Raw genomic sequence first — 15946 nt, 5'->3', positions numbered from 1 at the left:
GCGTGTCTATTGCTCGGCCTGCTGCTGGAGCGCCTCGCTCTGGTAGTGCGCGATGAGTGAGTCGATCAGTTCGTTGATGTCGCCTTCCATGACCTGATCCAGCTTGTAGAGGGTCAGGTTGATTCGATGGTCGGTGACACGCCCCTGCGGGAAATTGTAAGTACGGATGCGCTCGGAACGGTCACCGGAGCCGACCTGACTCTTGCGGGCTGCAGCCTCTTCGGCGTGGGCTTTCTCCTGCTCGGCCTGAAGCAGGCGAGAACGCAGAACCTTCATGGCCTTGACCTTGTTCTTGAGCTGCGACTTCTCATCCTGACAGGAGACGACCAGCCCGGTGGGAACGTGAGTAATGCGGACCGCCGAGTCAGTGGTGTTGACCGACTGCCCGCCGGGACCGGAGGCGCGGAACACGTCGATACGCAGGTCTTCGTTGCGAATGTCCACGTCGATTTCTTCCGCTTCGGGGAGAATCGCCACGGTGCAGGCGGAAGTGTGGATGCGCCCTTGGGACTCGGTTGCCGGGACGCGCTGCACTCGATGGGTTCCGGACTCGTACTTGAGCTTGCTGTAAACCTTGTCGCCCGAAATGTTGGCAATGACTTCCTTGAGTCCGCCCGAGCCTGATTCACTCTCGCTCATTATCTCGACCTTCCAGCCGTTCTCCTCGGCGAAACGGGAGTACATGCGGAACAGGTCGGCCGCAAACAGAGCGGCCTCGTCGCCGCCTGTGCCGGCGCGGATTTCGAGAATGATGTTCTTGTCGTCGAGCGGATCTTTGGGAAGCATCAGCAGCTTGAGCTCTTCTTCAAGCTCCGGCAGCTTCGGCTCGATCTCGGCGATCTCGAGCTTTGCCATCTCCCGGATGTCGGCGTCGTCATCGCGCGCGAGCTCCCGGTTGTCCTCAAGATCCTGCGAAAGCTGCTTGTACTCGCGGTAGACCCTGACGATCTCGCCCAGCTCCGCGTGGCTCTTGGTGGCGTTGCGGTAGCGCTCCTGATCGTTGAAAATCTCGGGCTGGGAAAGTTCCTTTTCAAGGTCGATGAAGGTTTCTTCAATCTCGTCGAGTTTTCTGAACATCGCTTATTCCTCCATGTTGACCGCGCATTTGAGGGCCGCAATGGCCACTTCAATCTGGTGGTCGTCCGGTTCGCGTGTGGTGAGCACCTGAAGGGCCAGCCCGGGCCAGCACAGCATTTTGCAGGCAATGCTGTTTTCGCGCTTGGACGCGAATTTGATCAGCTCGTAGGCCATGGCGCTAATGGGGATCATCAGCAGCAGCTTGACCCCGACGATGTACAGGTGCTTGATGATGAAAGACTCCGGCGCATAAACCATCATGAGCAGCGGCACCAGCACCGAATAGAGCACGATGCTGACCGAGAGCACGAAAAGCATGAACGCCGTGCCGCAACGCGGATGCAGCCTGCTGTTGATGCGCGCGCTGTCGGGAATGAGCGAACCTCCGGCCTCGTAAGACCATATCACCTTGTGCTCCGCGCCGTGATACTGGAAGACGCGCTTGATGTCCGGGATGAATGAAATGGCCCAGATATAGCCCATGAAGATGAGCATCTTGAAGAGACCGTCCCATGCGTGGAAGCTCAGGGAGTCGACGTCACCGCCGTATCCGAGCCATTCCATGCCTACGGAGAAGAAATGCGGGAGGACTACGAACAGGCCCAGCGCGGCGGCGATTGCCACGACCATGCTCATGGCCAGATGCCAGCCCGTGAGTTCGCCCTCTTCCTCGTCCACGGCCTGCGTGGCGGACCAGTTCAGAGCCTTGATGCCGTTGACCAACGTTTCCAGCAGAACCGGAAAACCGCGAACAAAAGGTTTTTTGAGAAAGGGGTGACTGGTCAGCGAGAACCAGGGGCGCTCGTGAACTTCTATTTCGCCGTTCGGGAGGCGAACGGCGATGGCGAGCCGGTTCTTGGAGCGCATCATCACGCCCTCGATCACGGCCTGTCCGCCTACGGTGTTGGCAGCCGCCAACAAGATATTTTTGAGACTCAACGGCATATCCTCGGCTTGAGTTGGAGGGAAAGGGGTCCTCCGCCAGCCGGGTTGAACCGTCTTTGAGGACCTTGCCGAAGGGTAAGGATTCCCCGGGGAAAGTCAAAGCCCGGCGAAAACAATATGCCTCTGCCGCAACCGACAGAGGCATATTGAAGAAAACAAGCCGGGACAGCTACTGTTCGGTCTTGGCGGTTCCCTTGAAGTTCGCGTACTTCTTGCGGAAACGGTCAATGCGGCCGGCGGTGTCGATCAGGCGCTGCTTACCGGTGTAGAACGGGTGGCAGTTGGCACAGATTTCGACGTCGATATGCTCGCCCTTGGTGGAAGAAGCCTTGCTTTCGTAGCCGCAGTGGCAACGGATGGTGGCCTCAAACGTCTTGGGATGAATATCTTTTTTCATTGAAAAACTCCTACTCGCTAGTTGCGTGGAACAGGGACTAGTACTTAAAGTACGAACGAATGGCAAGGGGAAAACGCAGGTTATCCCCGTGTTGCCGCAACACGCCGGCGCTTTTCGGTCAGCACCCGCATCGCGTTGTGAACGATGAGCGTGAATCCGATAGTAGTCAGCGTATGCCCCACGACCATGTCGTGCCGCTTCACCCAATAATAGAAGGCGATGCCGAGTGCAAGCGAAAGTATGGCCCTGACGTCCGCAATATTCGATCGCGCATCATGTTTGAGCAGATAATAGTCGCTCAGCAGGATCGCCATGAGCGGCGCGAAGACCGATCCGAGCAGATAAAGAAACCATTCATACTGCGTGATGGGGAAGAACATGGCCAGTCCGGTGCCCAGCGCGGCAAAGGCAACGGACATCCAGCGGCGATTCAACCCGGGCAGGACGTTAAGAGTGGAGACCGCGGCCGAGAAGACGTCCATAAAGGTCGTTGTCACCGTGGAAAGACCGATGACCATGAGCGCCACCATGCCGAGCTTTGCGGCCAGCATCATCTGGGTGGGGTCGGCCGTGCCGGAGAAGATCGCCCCGCCGAGGCCGATGCTGTACATCCAGGTGGATCCGGTGAAGTAGCCAAGAAACGGCGCAAGCCATGCCGCGCGGGAGTTCTTCGCCATGCTGGTGTAGTCCGCAATGAGCGGGAACCATGAAAGCGGCATGATGATGGCCAGCTCGAATCCCATGCCGAAGGTGCCGGTGGGTTCCACGGGCTGAGCAGGCGCAGGCTGAGTGAAGATGACCCAGCTCATGACCACCGTCAGACCAAGCAGCAACGCCACGGCGACCATATTCAGCCACTTGAAGCCCTGAATGCCGATGAATACCCAGAAACCGATGAACAGCCCGATCAACGCGGACATGAGCATCTGATTGTCGATGCCCCAGAGCGTGCTACACAGCTCGTTGACCGCATCGCCGCCGAGCAGGATCATCACCGCCGTCCAGCCAAGCAACTGGAGCACATTGATGCCGGAAAGCAGATACGAGCCCTGCTTGCCGAAGGAAATCCGCATGGACATGATGGACGGAAGCTTTTCCCGGTAGCCAATGATGCCGCCAAGAACGAGGATGATCGTGCCCACCAGATGCCCGAGCACGTTGGCGGTCATGCCTCCGGCAAAGCCCAGATTGGCCAGATAGCCGCCGGTAAATATTTCGGCCACGGAAACCGCGGCGCCGAACCACAGAAAGAACAGGTTAGCAAAGGTCAGTTTGCCGGTGTTCACGTCGAACTCCTTGTTTTGCTCGGAGCCGATACCGTGAGGAGAAGGACAAGGGAGGACCGCGCCGAACGGCGCACGGAGACCTTCCGAATTCCCTACGACAGCCTCAACTGCATCAGGTTCCAAGGGTATGATCTCAGTCCCATGCGGGACACCCCTATCGGACGGAAAGACATCTATCAGGCACCGCTACGCTATGCAAGCCCACACCTGCAGTCGCGCCACCTTTGCCATACATTGCCCCCTGCATCACGAGCAAGGCCATTGGTACCCACCTTTTTCGATTCCGGTGGAAGGCTCTTCCATTCAGACACGATTCTTCATCCCAAGACCAAAACCTTCTGCCAGATATTGATCTACTGCCTTGACCAATACGGCAACGCCCTCCGATTGTGCTCATTTTCACAATAAAACCAACAATTATCCCCCGGCTGCTGTTAAAACTCGATTCAGCTTGTTCACTAGTGGAACATGCACGATTTTTCTTGTACCAATTTTGTCCGGTTGCTAGGCACCTTTTCCCGCGCGGAACTCGCGAGCATGCAGTTTTCGCACGATTGGGACGTATTTTCTTGTGCGAAAAGGAACAACTCATACAAAGGATAGCGATATGTCTTATAAAGAAATGCAAGAAATGCTGATGAAGGAAATGCGACTGTACCACTACCCGGTCGCCGTAAAATTCTTCTACGATCAGGCCGAACTTGACCATTTCAAGGACAACGCCGACGAAATCCATACCCCGGTCAAGCCCATGACCTTTTGCCAGTGGCAGCTCGCCGCCCGCATGAAGGGACAGACCGTCCTCGCCGAAAAAGACACCCTCGGCTGCAGCAACGCCCGCTACAGCTTCGGCTGGAAGGATCTCGACGAAAGCGAAATCAAAGGACACGCCAAATATACCCGCGACCTCGAACAGGCCGAGCGGTTCGTCAAGACCAAGCACCAGCTCGAAAAAGGCCTGCTCGCCGTCGTCGTGGCCCCCCTCGGCAGCATCGACGGCCTCTTTGAACCCGACACCGTCCACTTCTACTGTGACAACATGCAGGCCTACCACCTCGCCGTGGACTACATGGCCGCCACCGACACGCACCCCCTGCGCCCGAACATCACCATGAACTCCTCCGCCTGCGGAGGCAACGTCTTCACCCTGCTCGAACAGGAGTTCAACATGCTCCCCGCATGTTCCGGCAGCTACAACGCAGGCAAGACCGAACGCGGCGAAATCAACGTCATCATCCCGGGCAAAAAGTTCAAGGCCGTGGTTGATCGACTCCAGCACCGCATTAACGAAGCCAGCAGCGCCATCACCAAACCCGGCGATGGCTTCCCCGGTGCCGATATCTGCAAGAACTGCCCGCTCATCATCTTCAAGAAAGAAAAATAGCCCCCCCCCCATCATAGCCATATAGTTTTGCCGGGGCGAACCAGCCCTCGCCCCGGCAAAACGCCCGGTCTTTTCTCCCCCCTTCCCCTCAGACTCCCCTTCCCCTCTCTCCCAGAAACCTTTGGCGGGGCTGCGCCCGATTGACGCGGCAGGAAAACGTTCGCTTGGGTGCCCGCTTCACATGCAGGTTGTGTGAGAGGGTATCCGAGGTTTTCGTTTCAATAGACCGTACTCCGTCAGCGGGGTTGCAGCAGGGACGGGAGTTGTGCGGTCGCATGGACTCATCAGCTACTCCCCCCTGAAAGGGTCCGCCGGAGGCATTGCCGTTTGCATCAGTGCAGGTTTTGGCCTGTTGGTCGACCTTCTTTTTTGCTTACGCAGAACGAGAAGCCCAAAATTGCGCTTTTGGAGATACGCCGCCGCGCGGGCAAGAGGCCTTATGACGCGGTCACAGCCTCGGGCGAAACATCTGTGGCTACAGACACCGCCCGGATCTGCGTGACCAGTAAAAAGAGCCTCTATACCTTGATCGACACTACTGCGGTGCTTGGTCGCCGGGAAAGAAGCCTTTGCTGAGACTTCTGGCTTGGAGTGTTTGGGACAACGGAGCTTATTGAAATTCAATTTGGCCATAGGAGTCCGTCAGCCAAGACACACGGAACCAAAATCCCCGTCAGCGGGGTTGCAGCATGAATGCGGCTTGTGCGACCGCATGAACCCTGCGCTGCACCCCCGCTGACAACCCAGGGATTCCAAAGGGGGCCCGCCCCTTTGGTGGGGTGCAGGGGCAACGCCCCTGCCCGCCGGAGGCACCTTCGCTCAAAAAAAAAGCGCACCGCCTTGAGGCGATGCGCTTCATGCATTCAGTTTGGTCTATGCCTTAGGGCATGACCTTCATCAGATAGGCTTCTTCCGGGTCAAGGTACTTGCGGGCGATTTCGCGAATATCTTCGGGGGTGACTTTGGTGGCCAGCTCGATGAGCTTGGCCTCGTAGTCTCTGGGAAGGCCGCGAACCATGAGACCTGCGGCTTCGCGTGAGCGAGAGAGCAGGGTCTGCTTGTCCTGATAGTAATCGCCTTCGATGATGTTACGGGCGCGTACGATTTCGTTTTCCGGCAGCAGGTCCTTCTTGAGGTTTTCTACTACGTTCCTGAAGCCGTCCATGGACTGTTCCACTTTCTCGGGGCTGGTGCCGATGTAAAAGCCGAGTATGCCTGCTTCATCCGCCTGCCAGAGCAGCGCGGTGACGGTGTAGGCGAGCCCCTGCTTGTCCCGCAGGTCGCGGAAAAGCAGCCCGCTCTGACCGGAAAGCACGGACTTGAGCACGGTGAGTTCGGCGGTGGCTTCGGCGTCAAGTTTGCCGGGCACGGGAAAGGTCAGGAGCAGATGCGCCTGATTCCTGTCGGGCAGATTCAGGGTCTTTTCATGCTCATCTCGCCAGACCGGAGCACCGTATTCGGTGGGGTCCGGCTTGGGGGCCAGAGTTTCTGCCAGCCCTTTCGCGAAGGCTTCTATGGATTCGCGATCGAAGTCGCCGCTGACGGACATGACGAACGGGCGCTTGGATTGCTGATACCAGTAGTTCCAGACCTGTTTGCGTGTCAGGTCGGCGAGAATGTCCATGGTTCCGTCATGCAGATACCCGTAGGGGCCGCCTTTGAAAAGCAGCGGGAACAGGTGGCGGAACATGAGGCCCATGGGGCGGTCTTCGCGCCGTTTGATCTCGGAGATCTGATCCATGCGGGAGCGGTCCACCTCTTCGGGGCGGAATGCGGGCTCGGTAAGCGTCTGACCGATAACCGGGAGCAGTTCCTCGGTGAACCGGGTGGGGAATTTGGCGTCAAAGGCGAAGATGGTGCGTCCGGAAGTGGCGCCCATGCTCGCGGCTCGATCGGACATGAAGTCTTCCAGCTCGGTGTTGGTGAGTCTGGAGGTGCCTCGCGTCAGCGCCTTGGCCGCGAGCGCGGGGAGGCCCTGCTCGTTCTCCTCGATAAGGGAGTCGCCGCCGCGCCAGTAAAGGCTCATGGCGGTGTAGGGAAGCGTTTCATCCGGAATCAGGACCAATCTGGATTCGCCGGGCAGGTCGATGACGGTCTCCTCGGTCACGGTCTGCCTGACGGATTCGGCTGCGGCGGTCGCCTTGCCGTCCCATGTTTCGGCGACTTCCGTTTCCAGAGCCTCGGCTGTCAGATCGCTTCCTTCCGGGGTGAGCACGCAGGCGGAGAGCCTGTCGGGACGCACATACTTGTCGAACAGCAGCCCCATTTCCGAGCGGTCCACGTGCTCGAGGTCGAAGAGATAGTTCTTTTCGGCCTGCTCGCCGCCTTCGAAGAATTGAAAGTAGCCGATCTTGCTTGCAAGTCCGCCAAGAGTCTCCTTGGCGAGAAACATGGAGTCGCTGATGTTCAGTCGAGCGCGCTCGATCTCGCGATCCGTGAACACGGAAGGGTCGAAGCTCTCGAACTCTCTCAGCAGCGCAGGCCAGAACTCGTCGACCTTGTCCTCGTCGAGGGTGGCCATGACGTAGAGCATCCCGCCCCGCTCAAGGGAGAGCGGAGACATGGAGATGCTGTCCACGAGGTTCATTTCATACTTGAACTTGCGATACAGGCGGGCGGTGTCGTCACCGGCCAGCAGGTGGCTGAGCATGTCCAGTCCGGCCATTTCCGCGGAGCGCAGGTTCGGAATGGGAAACGCAGCGCCAAGATATACCTTGTTCCATTTGCCAGGGATGGCGGTCACCGTGGGGCCGTTGCCTACTTCGGCGATGCCGAACGGCTCGGGCGGGACCACCTCGCGGGTATTTTCGAGGGAGCCGAACAGACGATCGGCTTCGGCCACGATCTCGTCGGGATTCACGTTGCCGACAACGCAGAGCAGCATGGACTGAGGCTGGTACAGCCGGTCGATGTACTGATGAATCTCCTCGTCTGAAATGGAGGAGACAGTGTCACGGTAGCCGATAATGGGCCACTGGTAGCTGGTTCCGTTCCATATCTGGGACTGCAGGGTCTTGAAAATGCGGCTGCCGGGGTTGTCCTCACCCTGCGAAAGCTCGGAGAGTACCACGTCGCGTTCGTTCTCCAGTTCCTGCGGGTCGATCTCGGCGTTGAAGGCCAGATCCTGTACCACGTCCATGGCCAGCGCCCAGTGGCGATCCGGCACTTCGGCATAGTAATAAGTATAGTCAAAGCTGGTGGCGGCGTTGAGGTTACCGCCTACCGATTCAACGGCCATGGCGGTTTCGCCGGGACCTCGCTTATCGGTTCCCTTGAAGACCATGTGCTCCAGCAGATGGCTAATGCCGGCGATTTCGGGATTCTCGTAGGAGGACCCGGCCTGAACATACAGGCGCACGTTCACCAGCGGGAAGCGGTCATCCTGTTTCACGAGGACCGTGAGCCCGTTCTTGAGCTTCACGATCCTTGCCTGATCCGGGTTTTCGTGCACGGGGTTCGGTACGTCCGCGCTCGAGGCCGTGTTGTGCGGTGCGCATCCGGTCAGGGCCATCAGAAGCCCTCCCAGCAGAACAAGTATTCTGAGCATTTGCTTTCTCCGGTGAAAACCCGGTCGCGTGCCGGGCTGAATATGAATTTCTGGGCGCCGGTTCGGCGCCGGCGGTATCGGCTTATGATAATCATTCCTCTCCTCAGTGCAAGGCGGCCACAGCATGAAAACCGCCCGTGTTCAAAGTGCGGGACACAGTACGTCCTGCACAGTTTCAAAGCAAGGTGTTTCGGGGCATTACCGGCCGGGCAACGTTGACAAACGCCTGACGAACCGACAAGACTACCGGGATACTGGCTTGCGGTCGGTCTTGCGTTTGGAAACTTCAATTCGGAGGAAGTCGATGTCAGTTGAATCTAGCCTGATGCCCGGACGGTCCTCGCGGCTGGACGGGCTTCTCGACTGGATGCAGATGCTTTCCGGTGCCGGGCTCATCCTTTTTATGTGGGCGCACATGGTGCTGGTCGCCAGCGTGGTGGTCAGCCCTGACTGGATGAACGCCATAGCGCACTTTTTTGAATCAACGGGCATGGCCCAGGTCGGCGGTCCGCTGATTTTCCTGCTCTTTCTTGCCCACTTCGTACTCGCGGCGCGCAAACTGCCCTTTCACATGGAAGGACAGAAGACCATCTGGAACCACGCCCGCATGATGCGCCACGGCGACACCTGGATGTGGATCGTACAGGCCGTCTCCGCCATGATCATTCTCATCATGGGCGCCATCCACATGTGGGTGGTCCTCACCGACCTGCCGATCACTGCCGCAAAGAGCGCGGCCCGCATTCAGGAAGGCTTCTGGTTCGTCTTCTACCTCGTGCTGCTGCCGCTGGTGGAATTGCACGTGGGCATCGGCTTCTACCGCATCGGCGTGAAATGGGGGTTCATCAGGAGTGACGGGCGCGGCATTTTCAAAAAGCGCGAGAACCTGCTTACGCTGGCGTTCATCGTGATCGGCTTCGTGACCCTGCTCAGGTTCATGTTCCTCGACATCCCGCAATAACGGAGACACGCCATGCAGACGATTTACACCGACGTACTGGTCATCGGCGCGGGCCTCGCTGGAGAACGCGCCGCCATCGAGGCCGCCACCGCAGGGCATTCCACCATCTGCCTGAGCATCGTCCCGGCCCGGCGCTCGCACTCTTCCGCCGCTCAGGGCGGGATGCAGGCGGGCCTTGGCAACTCCTGCATGGGCGACGGAGACTGTCCCGACGTCCATTTCGAGGACACCGTCAAAGGCTCGGACTGGGGCTGCGATCAGGAAGTGGCCCGGCTTTTCGCCGAGCGCGCCCCCGTCGAGATGCGCCAGCTCGCGCACTGGGGCGTGCCGTGGAACCGCGTGGTGCCCGGCAAGTCCACCTATTTCAAGGGCGGACAGCAGTTCGAGAAAGTCGAAAAGGAAGAAAACGCGGGACTCATCACCTCGCGCGCCTTCGGCGGTACCGCCAAATGGCGCACCTGCTATGTTTCCGACGGCACCGGACACGCGGTCCTCTTTACCGTGGATAACGTCTGCGCCCAGCACGGCGTGGAAGTTCACGACAAGACCGAGGCCATCTCCCTCATCCACGACGGCGAAACGTGTTTCGGCGTCGTGGCGCGCAGCCTGCGCACGGGTGAACTGATTACCTACATCGCCAAGGCCACCATGGTGGCTTCGGGCGGCTTCGGGCGCATCTACCCCAACACCACCAACGCCGTGATCTGCGACGGTTCGGCCCATACGGCGGTGCTGGACACCGGCCTCGTGCCCATGGGCAACATGGAGGCCGTCCAGTTCCATCCCACGGGCATCGTACCCACGGACATTCTCGTGACCGAAGGCTGTCGGGGCGACGGAGGGACGCTCCTCGACGTAAACGAAGAACGCTTCATGCACACCTACGAGCCGGAAAAAGCCGAACTGGCCTCCCGCGACGTGGTCTCGCGCTGGATGACCCATCACATGCGCGAAGGCTTCGGCGTCAAAAGCCCCTATGGCGACCACCTCTGGCTGGACATCAGACATCTGGGCGAAAAGCACATTACCGGCAAGCTCAGAGAAGTCTACGAGATTTGTACGGGCTTTCTGGGCATCGATCCCATCCATCAGCTCATCCCGGTTCGGCCGACGCAGCATTACTCCATGGGCGGCGTCCGCACAAACAAGGACGGCGCGGCTTACGGCCTCAAGGGACTGTTCGCAGCGGGCGAGGCGGCCTGCTGGGACATGCACGGTTTCAACCGCCTCGGCGGCAATTCGCTGGCTGAGACCGTGGTCGCGGGCGGCATCGTGGGCCGCAAGATCGTGGAATACGTGGAAGGAACCGAGGTGCTGTTCAACTCCCGCATCATCGACGACACGTATGCGGCACAGCAACAGCGCATCGACGACCTCGTGAGCGGGCGCAAGGGCACGGAAAGCGTTTACAAGGTCCGCGCCGACATGCAGCAGGCACTGCACAAGGGCGCCAACATCTTCCGCACGCAGGAAGGCCTTGAAGAGTGCGTGGATGCTTTGCAAAAGGTTCTGGAACGCGCCCGCACCGTGGGCCTTCGCACCAACGGCAAGGGGGCCAGTCCGGAACTCGCGGCGGCGCTGAAGCTTGAAGGTCAGGTGAAGATGGCCCTGATGGTGGCCTACGGCGCATTGCAGCGCACAGAATCCCGTGGTTCGCACAACCGCGAGGACTTCCCTGCCCGCAACGACCGCGACTGGCTGGTGCGCACGCTGGCCTACTGGAAGAACCCCGACGACATGCTCCCGACACTCCATTACGAACCCGCCACGCAGGTGACTGAGATTCCTCCCGGCGACCGCGGTTACGGCAAAATGGCGGTCATTTCCGCGGACGACAGCAAAGGCAAGGAGGGCTGATTCATGTCGAGACTGCTCAAATTCAACATATTCCGCTACAACCCTCAGGACGAAGCCTCGGTTCCACACATGGACGAGTTCGTCCTTGAGGAAACCGAGGCGCTGACCCTGTTCATCGCCCTGAACCGCATCCGGGAGGAACAGGACCCCTCGCTTCAGTTCGACTTCTGTTGCCGCGCCGGAATTTGCGGAGCGTGCGGCATGGTCATCAACGGCCGCCCCGGTCTTGCCTGTCACACCAAGACGCGCGACCTGCCCGGCGAGATAACCCTGCTCCCCCTGCCCGTCTTCAAGCTCGTGGGGGACCTTTCGGTGGACACCGGCACATGGTTCCGCGAGATGTATCACAAGACGGAGTCCTGGATTCACACTACCAAGGTCTTCGACGAGAACGCGCTTGAGGAACGGATGGACAACGAGGTGGCGGAGAACATCTACGAACTGGACCGCTGCATCGAATGCGGCTGCTGCGTCTCCGCATGCGGAACGGCGCGGCTCCGTGAAGACTTCATGGGGGCCGTGGCCCTCAACCGCATCGGGCGCTTCCTCATCGACCCGCGCGACCAGCGCACCGAGCGCGACTACTACGAGATCATCGGCAACGACGAGGGCATCTTCGGCTGCATGGGCCTGCTGGCCTGCGAGGATGTCTGCCCCAAGCACCTTCCGCTTCAGAACCAGCTGGGATTTCTGCGGCGGAAGATAGGCATCACCGCCATCAAGACCCTTTTCAGGAAATAATCAGATTCCGACGGGCCGGGGAGAACACTCCCCGGCCCGTTTTGCAACAAGGAGAAGCCATGCGAGAGATACAGGCATCGGTCGTCGTCGAAGCCGTGGCCGGGATGTGCATGAAAGCCAACACCGAGCTGCCGGATGACGTTCGCAACAAATTCGAACAGGCCATGGCCGAGGAGGAATCCCCCGCGGCCAGAGAAGTGCTGCGCCAGTTGCTGGAAAACGCCGACATCTCCAGCGCTACCAAGCTGCCGCTGTGTCAGGATTGCGGCCTCGCCGTGTTCTACGTCGAGGTCGGCGAGGACGTTAAGGTGACCGGCCCGGGACTGCGCGAGGCGATCAATGAAGGCGTCCGCAAGGGATACGGCGACGGCTACCTCAGGAAGTCCGCCTGCGACCCGTTCACCCGCAAGAACACCGGCGACGCGACTCCGGCGGTCATTCACTTCGACGTGGTTCCGGGCGACAGGCTCAAGATCGCCTACATGGCCAAAGGCGGCGGCAGCGAGAACATGAGCCGCGTGACCATGCTGGCCCCTGCCCAGGGCTGGGAAGGCATCAAGGAATTCATCGTCAACCGCGTGGCCGAGGCGGGACCGAACCCCTGCCCGCCGACGGTCATCGGCGTAGGCATCGGCGGGACGTTCGACCATTCGGCGAAGATCGCCAAACACGCCCTGCTTCGGAAGCTGGACGACACCCACCCGGATCCGAAGATCGCCGAAATGGAAAAGGAACTCGAACAGGCGCTCAACAGGCTCGGCATCGGCCCCATGGGGCTCGGCGGGAAGACCACCGTTCTCGGCGTGAAGATGGCCGTGGAGCCCTGCCACATCGCCAGCCTTCCGGTGGCGGTCAACGTGCAATGTCATTCCCAGCGACACGAGGAGGTGGAACTGTAATGGCCGAATACAAACTTGAAATGCCCCTCACCGACACGGCGGTGGACAAGCTGCGCGCCGGTGACGTGGTCTTTCTCAGCGGCACCATCCACACGGCCCGTGACGCGGCCCACAAGAAGCTTTTCGACCTGCTCGACGAAGGCAAGGAGCTGCCCTTCGAGCTGAACGGTGCGGCGATCTACTATGTAGGTCCCAGCCCGGCTCCGCCCGGCCGTCCCATCGGCTCCGCCGGCCCGACCACCAGCTACCGAATGGACACCTACGCTCCACGCCTACACGCACTGGGGCTCAAGGCCACCATAGGCAAAGGCAAGCGCTCCGAGGAGGTCAAGAAGGCCATGCAGGAACACACCGGGGTATACTTCGGCGCGACCGGTGGTGCCGGGGCGCTTTTGTCCAACAGCATCGAGGCTGCGGAGGTCATCGCCTTCGAGGAGCTGGGGCCCGAGGCAATTCGCGCATTGAAGGTGAAGGATTTCCCGCTCTTGGTCATAAACGACGCCCACGGGGGCGAGCTTTACGCCAAACCGGTTCTTGACAGCTAAGGGCAAAAGGAGCACAGAGGGGGCTGGCGGCGATACTGCCGCCCCCGGTTCTCCTACGGGGTTCCGGACAAAAACACCACTACTTTGAGGGGTTTGCGTCATGGGACAGGACAAAGAGCAGAAACACACCTGCCAGTGTAGCCAGAACGAGAGCAGCCGCCTCTTCGTGCCTTTTCCGGGTGCGGACGAGAAGTACGAAGACGGCCGCGACTGGCGAGTTTACAATCCGGAAAAATACCACGACCCGAACTGGTCTCCGGACAAGGAATAGCTTCCGGCCCACATCGGGTCTCCGGTTTCCGGACCTCCCGAAATGAGTGCGCAAGGCGTTTGATCCCATCGCCTTGACGCAGATCAAGGAACTCCTTCGGACAATCTGCAAGATTGCCGAAGGAGTTTTCATTTTGCCCTTGACTCTTTTTTAGTAATCGTTATTATTACTATCAAGATCAAGAAGACGATCCAAGGAGGAAATATGGGAAGCCTTCGTGATTACAAGCACATCGACATCGACTGGAACATGACCCCGGAAGATGCCGTAACCATGTACCTGGAGTGGGGGAACAACTCCTGGCACGCCGAGCATCAGCCGGTCCGCTCCAAGGCGGATTACAGCACATATTTCGTGGTCTACGCTTGGGACGACACTCCCAGAGCGATTCTGGTAAGACGCAACTCGGAAGAAGCGCGCGAACTCGCTGAAGTGGAACTGCCCGACGAACTGGCAAAGCGCTTTCTGGATGAAATCGGCCACCTGAAGGGTGTCTATGCACCCAATGCGGAAATCAGGGCATGGCTTGAAGCGGAAATGGGCCACTTGCAATAGAAACAGCCAAGACTCTCCTCTATACGTCACCTCTGTCCCCCGGAAAGGACCGGTATCGAGCCGGTCCTTTCTCATTGGGGATGTACTAGCCCTTCAAAACGCTCTCAATGAAATCAACCGGTATGGTCGTCCGTTCGGATATCTCTTCCGCGCTCAGGCCCTGACCAGCCATTCTTTCAATCAGCGTGGGCAACGGTTCCCCGACCTCAACGATATATCCGTCCGGGTCATAGACCCGAAATCCGCGCTGCCCCCAAGGGTGCACCACTGTTTCGTGCACAGGGCTTACCGCATTCCGCACCATGGTATCCCATGCGTCGTCCAGGTCCTCGGATTCGAAATACAGCTCGAAATTATCCTGCGCCAGTCGCTCCGGAGTTGCTTTGTTATTCCCGTAGATAACTGAAACGGCATGGTCGGCCTGCCACAAGAAGAATCCTGCCTTGAAAACCAAATGCGGCCCATGGTCGGCCACCACCTCCTGCCCCAGCACCTGCTCGTAAAACCGGCGCGACACATCAATATCGGAAACGAAAATAACCGCACCTTCATATCGAATGGACATGACAACCTCCTTTTGAGGCCCTGTTAACGCAAAGGAAGCGGCAGATATTGTAAAAACCCGCCATCCATACGCTCCGAGAGCCATTGTTTCGGACTCAAACCGCTCATGGCTTTGAACTCTCTGCCAAAGTGGGCCTGATCGGTAAAGCCTAGCCGAATTGAAAGGTCGGCCAGGGTGGTAGTGGGAGCAAAGTGCATCGTCCGAACCGCGTCGATAAAACGGGCCGACCGCAGCATCCTCTTGGGGCCAAGCCCGGCCAAACGACCAATGCGCCTTGAAAGTGTTCGTGAGGATACGCCCGAGACAGCCGGCAGGGGGTCGCATGATTCCGAAGATGCAATCGCATGAAAAAAATGGAGCAGAACCGGATCGGGAGAATGGTCGGCAAGACGCGTCCGCAGCATTGCGACCGCCAGCTCGAGACGATCGGCCAAACTCGCGATCCTCGAAATGTCGAAAAGCAAGGCCTGATGCACTGCCTTATCAACGGCATCAAGCGGTACGGCCGTTCCGCTTATCTCAAAGGCATCCAATCCGAACAGCACCGAGCAGGCACCGGGGAGCAGGCGTATCCCAAGGATCATCGACTCTGGAGGGAGCATCAGCAAGGCAGGCTCAAGTGTCGGTCCCACGATAAACGACTTCGGCTTCCCTGTCGGGGCGTCACGGCCCATTACCGGCAGACGTCCATCATGGTCCACAACGATGTCGGCGCACCCGTCCGGAATAACACGTATGGGAACGGGAGTTGGCGAGTCCCCGTGGACGCCCCAGAAACAGGAGATGAAATGTCTCAAATCTTCAGGGGGCGCAGACTGAAAATATCGATGCCCGGATGCACGCGAGGTTTGCCGAAGGACAGTCATCCCATGTAGATATCGCGATTCTGCCTGCGCTACAAGCGGTCAGAAAAAAA

15 protein-coding genes and 1 riboswitch are annotated in these 15946 nt (G+C 59.0%); of the genes, 8 read left to right on the top strand and 7 right to left on the bottom strand.

All coding sequences use genetic code 11. The features are described 5' to 3' along the window. Positions 1–6: 6 nt before the first annotated feature. The 4 genes from prfA to cytX all read right to left on the bottom strand — a co-directional run bounded on the left by prfA (position 7) and on the right by cytX (position 3705). Complete coding sequence (prfA, locus tag BR24_RS08320) at positions 7–1077, bottom strand: peptide chain release factor 1 (protein ID WP_496541037.1); 1071 nt, start codon at positions 1075–1077, stop codon at positions 7–9. A gap of 3 nt (positions 1078–1080) precedes the next feature. Continuing rightward, complete coding sequence (locus BR24_RS08315) at positions 1081–2022, bottom strand: DUF1385 domain-containing protein (RefSeq protein ID WP_496541036.1); 942 nt, start codon at positions 2020–2022, stop codon at positions 1081–1083. 169 nt (positions 2023–2191) lie between these two features. After that, positions 2192–2419 (bottom strand): 50S ribosomal protein L31, encoded by a 228-nt coding sequence (gene rpmE, locus BR24_RS08310; RefSeq protein ID WP_496541035.1) that lies wholly within the window; start codon positions 2417–2419, stop codon positions 2192–2194. Between the two features lie 80 nt (positions 2420–2499). Next, positions 2500–3705 carry a putative hydroxymethylpyrimidine transporter CytX gene (gene cytX / locus BR24_RS08305; RefSeq protein WP_496541034.1) on the bottom strand — a complete coding sequence of 402 codons (1206 nt, stop codon included), beginning with the start codon at positions 3703–3705 and terminating at the stop codon, positions 2500–2502. Positions 3706–3776: 71 nt separating this feature from the next. Next, a riboswitch (TPP riboswitch) is annotated at positions 3777–3871 on the bottom strand. A 441-nt stretch (positions 3872–4312) separates the two neighbouring features. Between cytX and BR24_RS08300 the strand changes: the two genes are divergently transcribed. Beyond that, complete coding sequence (locus BR24_RS08300) at positions 4313–5089, top strand: DUF169 domain-containing protein (protein ID WP_496541033.1); 777 nt, start codon at positions 4313–4315, stop codon at positions 5087–5089. Positions 5090–5969: 880 nt separating this feature from the next. On the opposite strand, the gene BR24_RS08295 is transcribed toward BR24_RS08300, so the two are convergent. Further along, entirely contained in the window at positions 5970–8636 is a 2667-nt protein-coding gene (locus tag BR24_RS08295; protein WP_496541032.1) for a M16 family metallopeptidase, read from the bottom strand. 304 nt (positions 8637–8940) lie between these two features. Here BR24_RS08295 and BR24_RS08290 point away from each other — a divergent pair, with 304 nt between their 5' ends. From BR24_RS08290 to BR24_RS08260, 7 genes are all read left to right on the top strand, one after another. Continuing rightward, positions 8941–9597: a succinate dehydrogenase/fumarate reductase transmembrane subunit gene (locus BR24_RS08290; protein ID WP_496541031.1), complete on the top strand. Its 657-nt coding sequence runs from the start codon at positions 8941–8943 to the stop codon at positions 9595–9597. A 12-nt stretch (positions 9598–9609) separates the two neighbouring features. Then, positions 9610–11454, top strand: a complete 1845-nt coding sequence (locus tag BR24_RS08285; protein WP_496541030.1) for a fumarate reductase flavoprotein subunit — start codon at positions 9610–9612, stop codon at positions 11452–11454. A gap of 3 nt (positions 11455–11457) precedes the next feature. Beyond that, complete coding sequence (locus tag BR24_RS08280; RefSeq protein WP_496541029.1) at positions 11458–12195, top strand: fumarate reductase iron-sulfur subunit; 738 nt, start codon at positions 11458–11460, stop codon at positions 12193–12195. 59 nt (positions 12196–12254) lie between these two features. Further along, positions 12255–13094: a fumarate hydratase gene (locus BR24_RS08275; protein ID WP_496541028.1), complete on the top strand. Its 840-nt coding sequence runs from the start codon at positions 12255–12257 to the stop codon at positions 13092–13094. After that, the gene (locus BR24_RS08270; protein WP_496541027.1) at positions 13094–13639 is read left to right on the top strand and encodes a Fe-S-containing hydro-lyase; all 546 of its coding nucleotides are present in this window, start codon (positions 13094–13096) and stop codon (positions 13637–13639) included. Before BR24_RS08275 ends, BR24_RS08270 begins: the two co-directional genes overlap by 1 nt. 100 nt (positions 13640–13739) lie before the next feature. Then, the gene (locus tag BR24_RS08265) at positions 13740–13910 is read left to right on the top strand and encodes a hypothetical protein (protein WP_018124011.1); all 171 of its coding nucleotides are present in this window, start codon (positions 13740–13742) and stop codon (positions 13908–13910) included. A 204-nt stretch (positions 13911–14114) separates the two neighbouring features. Beyond that, positions 14115–14465, top strand: a complete 351-nt coding sequence (locus tag BR24_RS08260; RefSeq protein ID WP_496541026.1) for a DVU0772 family protein — start codon at positions 14115–14117, stop codon at positions 14463–14465. Positions 14466–14550: 85 nt separating this feature from the next. Here BR24_RS08260 and BR24_RS08255 read toward each other — a convergent pair whose 3' ends face one another. Next, entirely contained in the window at positions 14551–15030 is a 480-nt protein-coding gene (locus BR24_RS08255; protein WP_496541025.1) for a VOC family protein, read from the bottom strand. Between the two features lie 23 nt (positions 15031–15053). Then, positions 15054–15896 carry an AraC family transcriptional regulator gene (locus BR24_RS08250; RefSeq protein WP_496541024.1) on the bottom strand — a complete coding sequence of 281 codons (843 nt, stop codon included), beginning with the start codon at positions 15894–15896 and terminating at the stop codon, positions 15054–15056. Between the last annotated feature and the right edge of the window lie 50 nt (positions 15897–15946).

This window comes from Pseudodesulfovibrio halophilus DSM 5663 (assembly GCF_059568665.1).
Note: the sequence above shows the minus strand (reverse complement) of the source record. Positions and strands in the feature narration are given on the sequence as shown.

What these genes read in the sequence shown, in the direction of transcription:
- prfA (WP_496541037.1), bottom strand. Translation starts at nt 1,077, where the DNA reads ATGTTCAGAAAACTCGACGAGATTGAAGAAACCTTCATCGACCTTGAA.
- BR24_RS08315 (WP_496541036.1), bottom strand. Translation starts at nt 2,022, where the DNA reads ATGCCGTTGAGTCTCAAAAATATCTTGTTGGCGGCTGCCAACACCGTA.
- rpmE (WP_496541035.1), bottom strand. Translation starts at nt 2,419, where the DNA reads ATGAAAAAAGATATTCATCCCAAGACGTTTGAGGCCACCATCCGTTGC.
- BR24_RS08300 (WP_496541033.1), top strand. Translation starts at nt 4,313, where the DNA reads ATGTCTTATAAAGAAATGCAAGAAATGCTGATGAAGGAAATGCGACTG.
- BR24_RS08295 (WP_496541032.1), bottom strand. Translation starts at nt 8,636, where the DNA reads ATGCTCAGAATACTTGTTCTGCTGGGAGGGCTTCTGATGGCCCTGACC.
- BR24_RS08290 (WP_496541031.1), top strand. Translation starts at nt 8,941, where the DNA reads ATGTCAGTTGAATCTAGCCTGATGCCCGGACGGTCCTCGCGGCTGGAC.
- BR24_RS08285 (WP_496541030.1), top strand. Translation starts at nt 9,610, where the DNA reads ATGCAGACGATTTACACCGACGTACTGGTCATCGGCGCGGGCCTCGCT.
- BR24_RS08280 (WP_496541029.1), top strand. Translation starts at nt 11,458, where the DNA reads ATGTCGAGACTGCTCAAATTCAACATATTCCGCTACAACCCTCAGGAC.
- BR24_RS08275 (WP_496541028.1), top strand. Translation starts at nt 12,255, where the DNA reads ATGCGAGAGATACAGGCATCGGTCGTCGTCGAAGCCGTGGCCGGGATG.
- BR24_RS08270 (WP_496541027.1), top strand. Translation starts at nt 13,094, where the DNA reads ATGGCCGAATACAAACTTGAAATGCCCCTCACCGACACGGCGGTGGAC.
- BR24_RS08265 (WP_018124011.1), top strand. Translation starts at nt 13,740, where the DNA reads ATGGGACAGGACAAAGAGCAGAAACACACCTGCCAGTGTAGCCAGAAC.
- BR24_RS08260 (WP_496541026.1), top strand. Translation starts at nt 14,115, where the DNA reads ATGGGAAGCCTTCGTGATTACAAGCACATCGACATCGACTGGAACATG.
- BR24_RS08255 (WP_496541025.1), bottom strand. Translation starts at nt 15,030, where the DNA reads ATGTCCATTCGATATGAAGGTGCGGTTATTTTCGTTTCCGATATTGAT.
- BR24_RS08250 (WP_496541024.1), bottom strand. Translation starts at nt 15,896, where the DNA reads ATGACTGTCCTTCGGCAAACCTCGCGTGCATCCGGGCATCGATATTTT.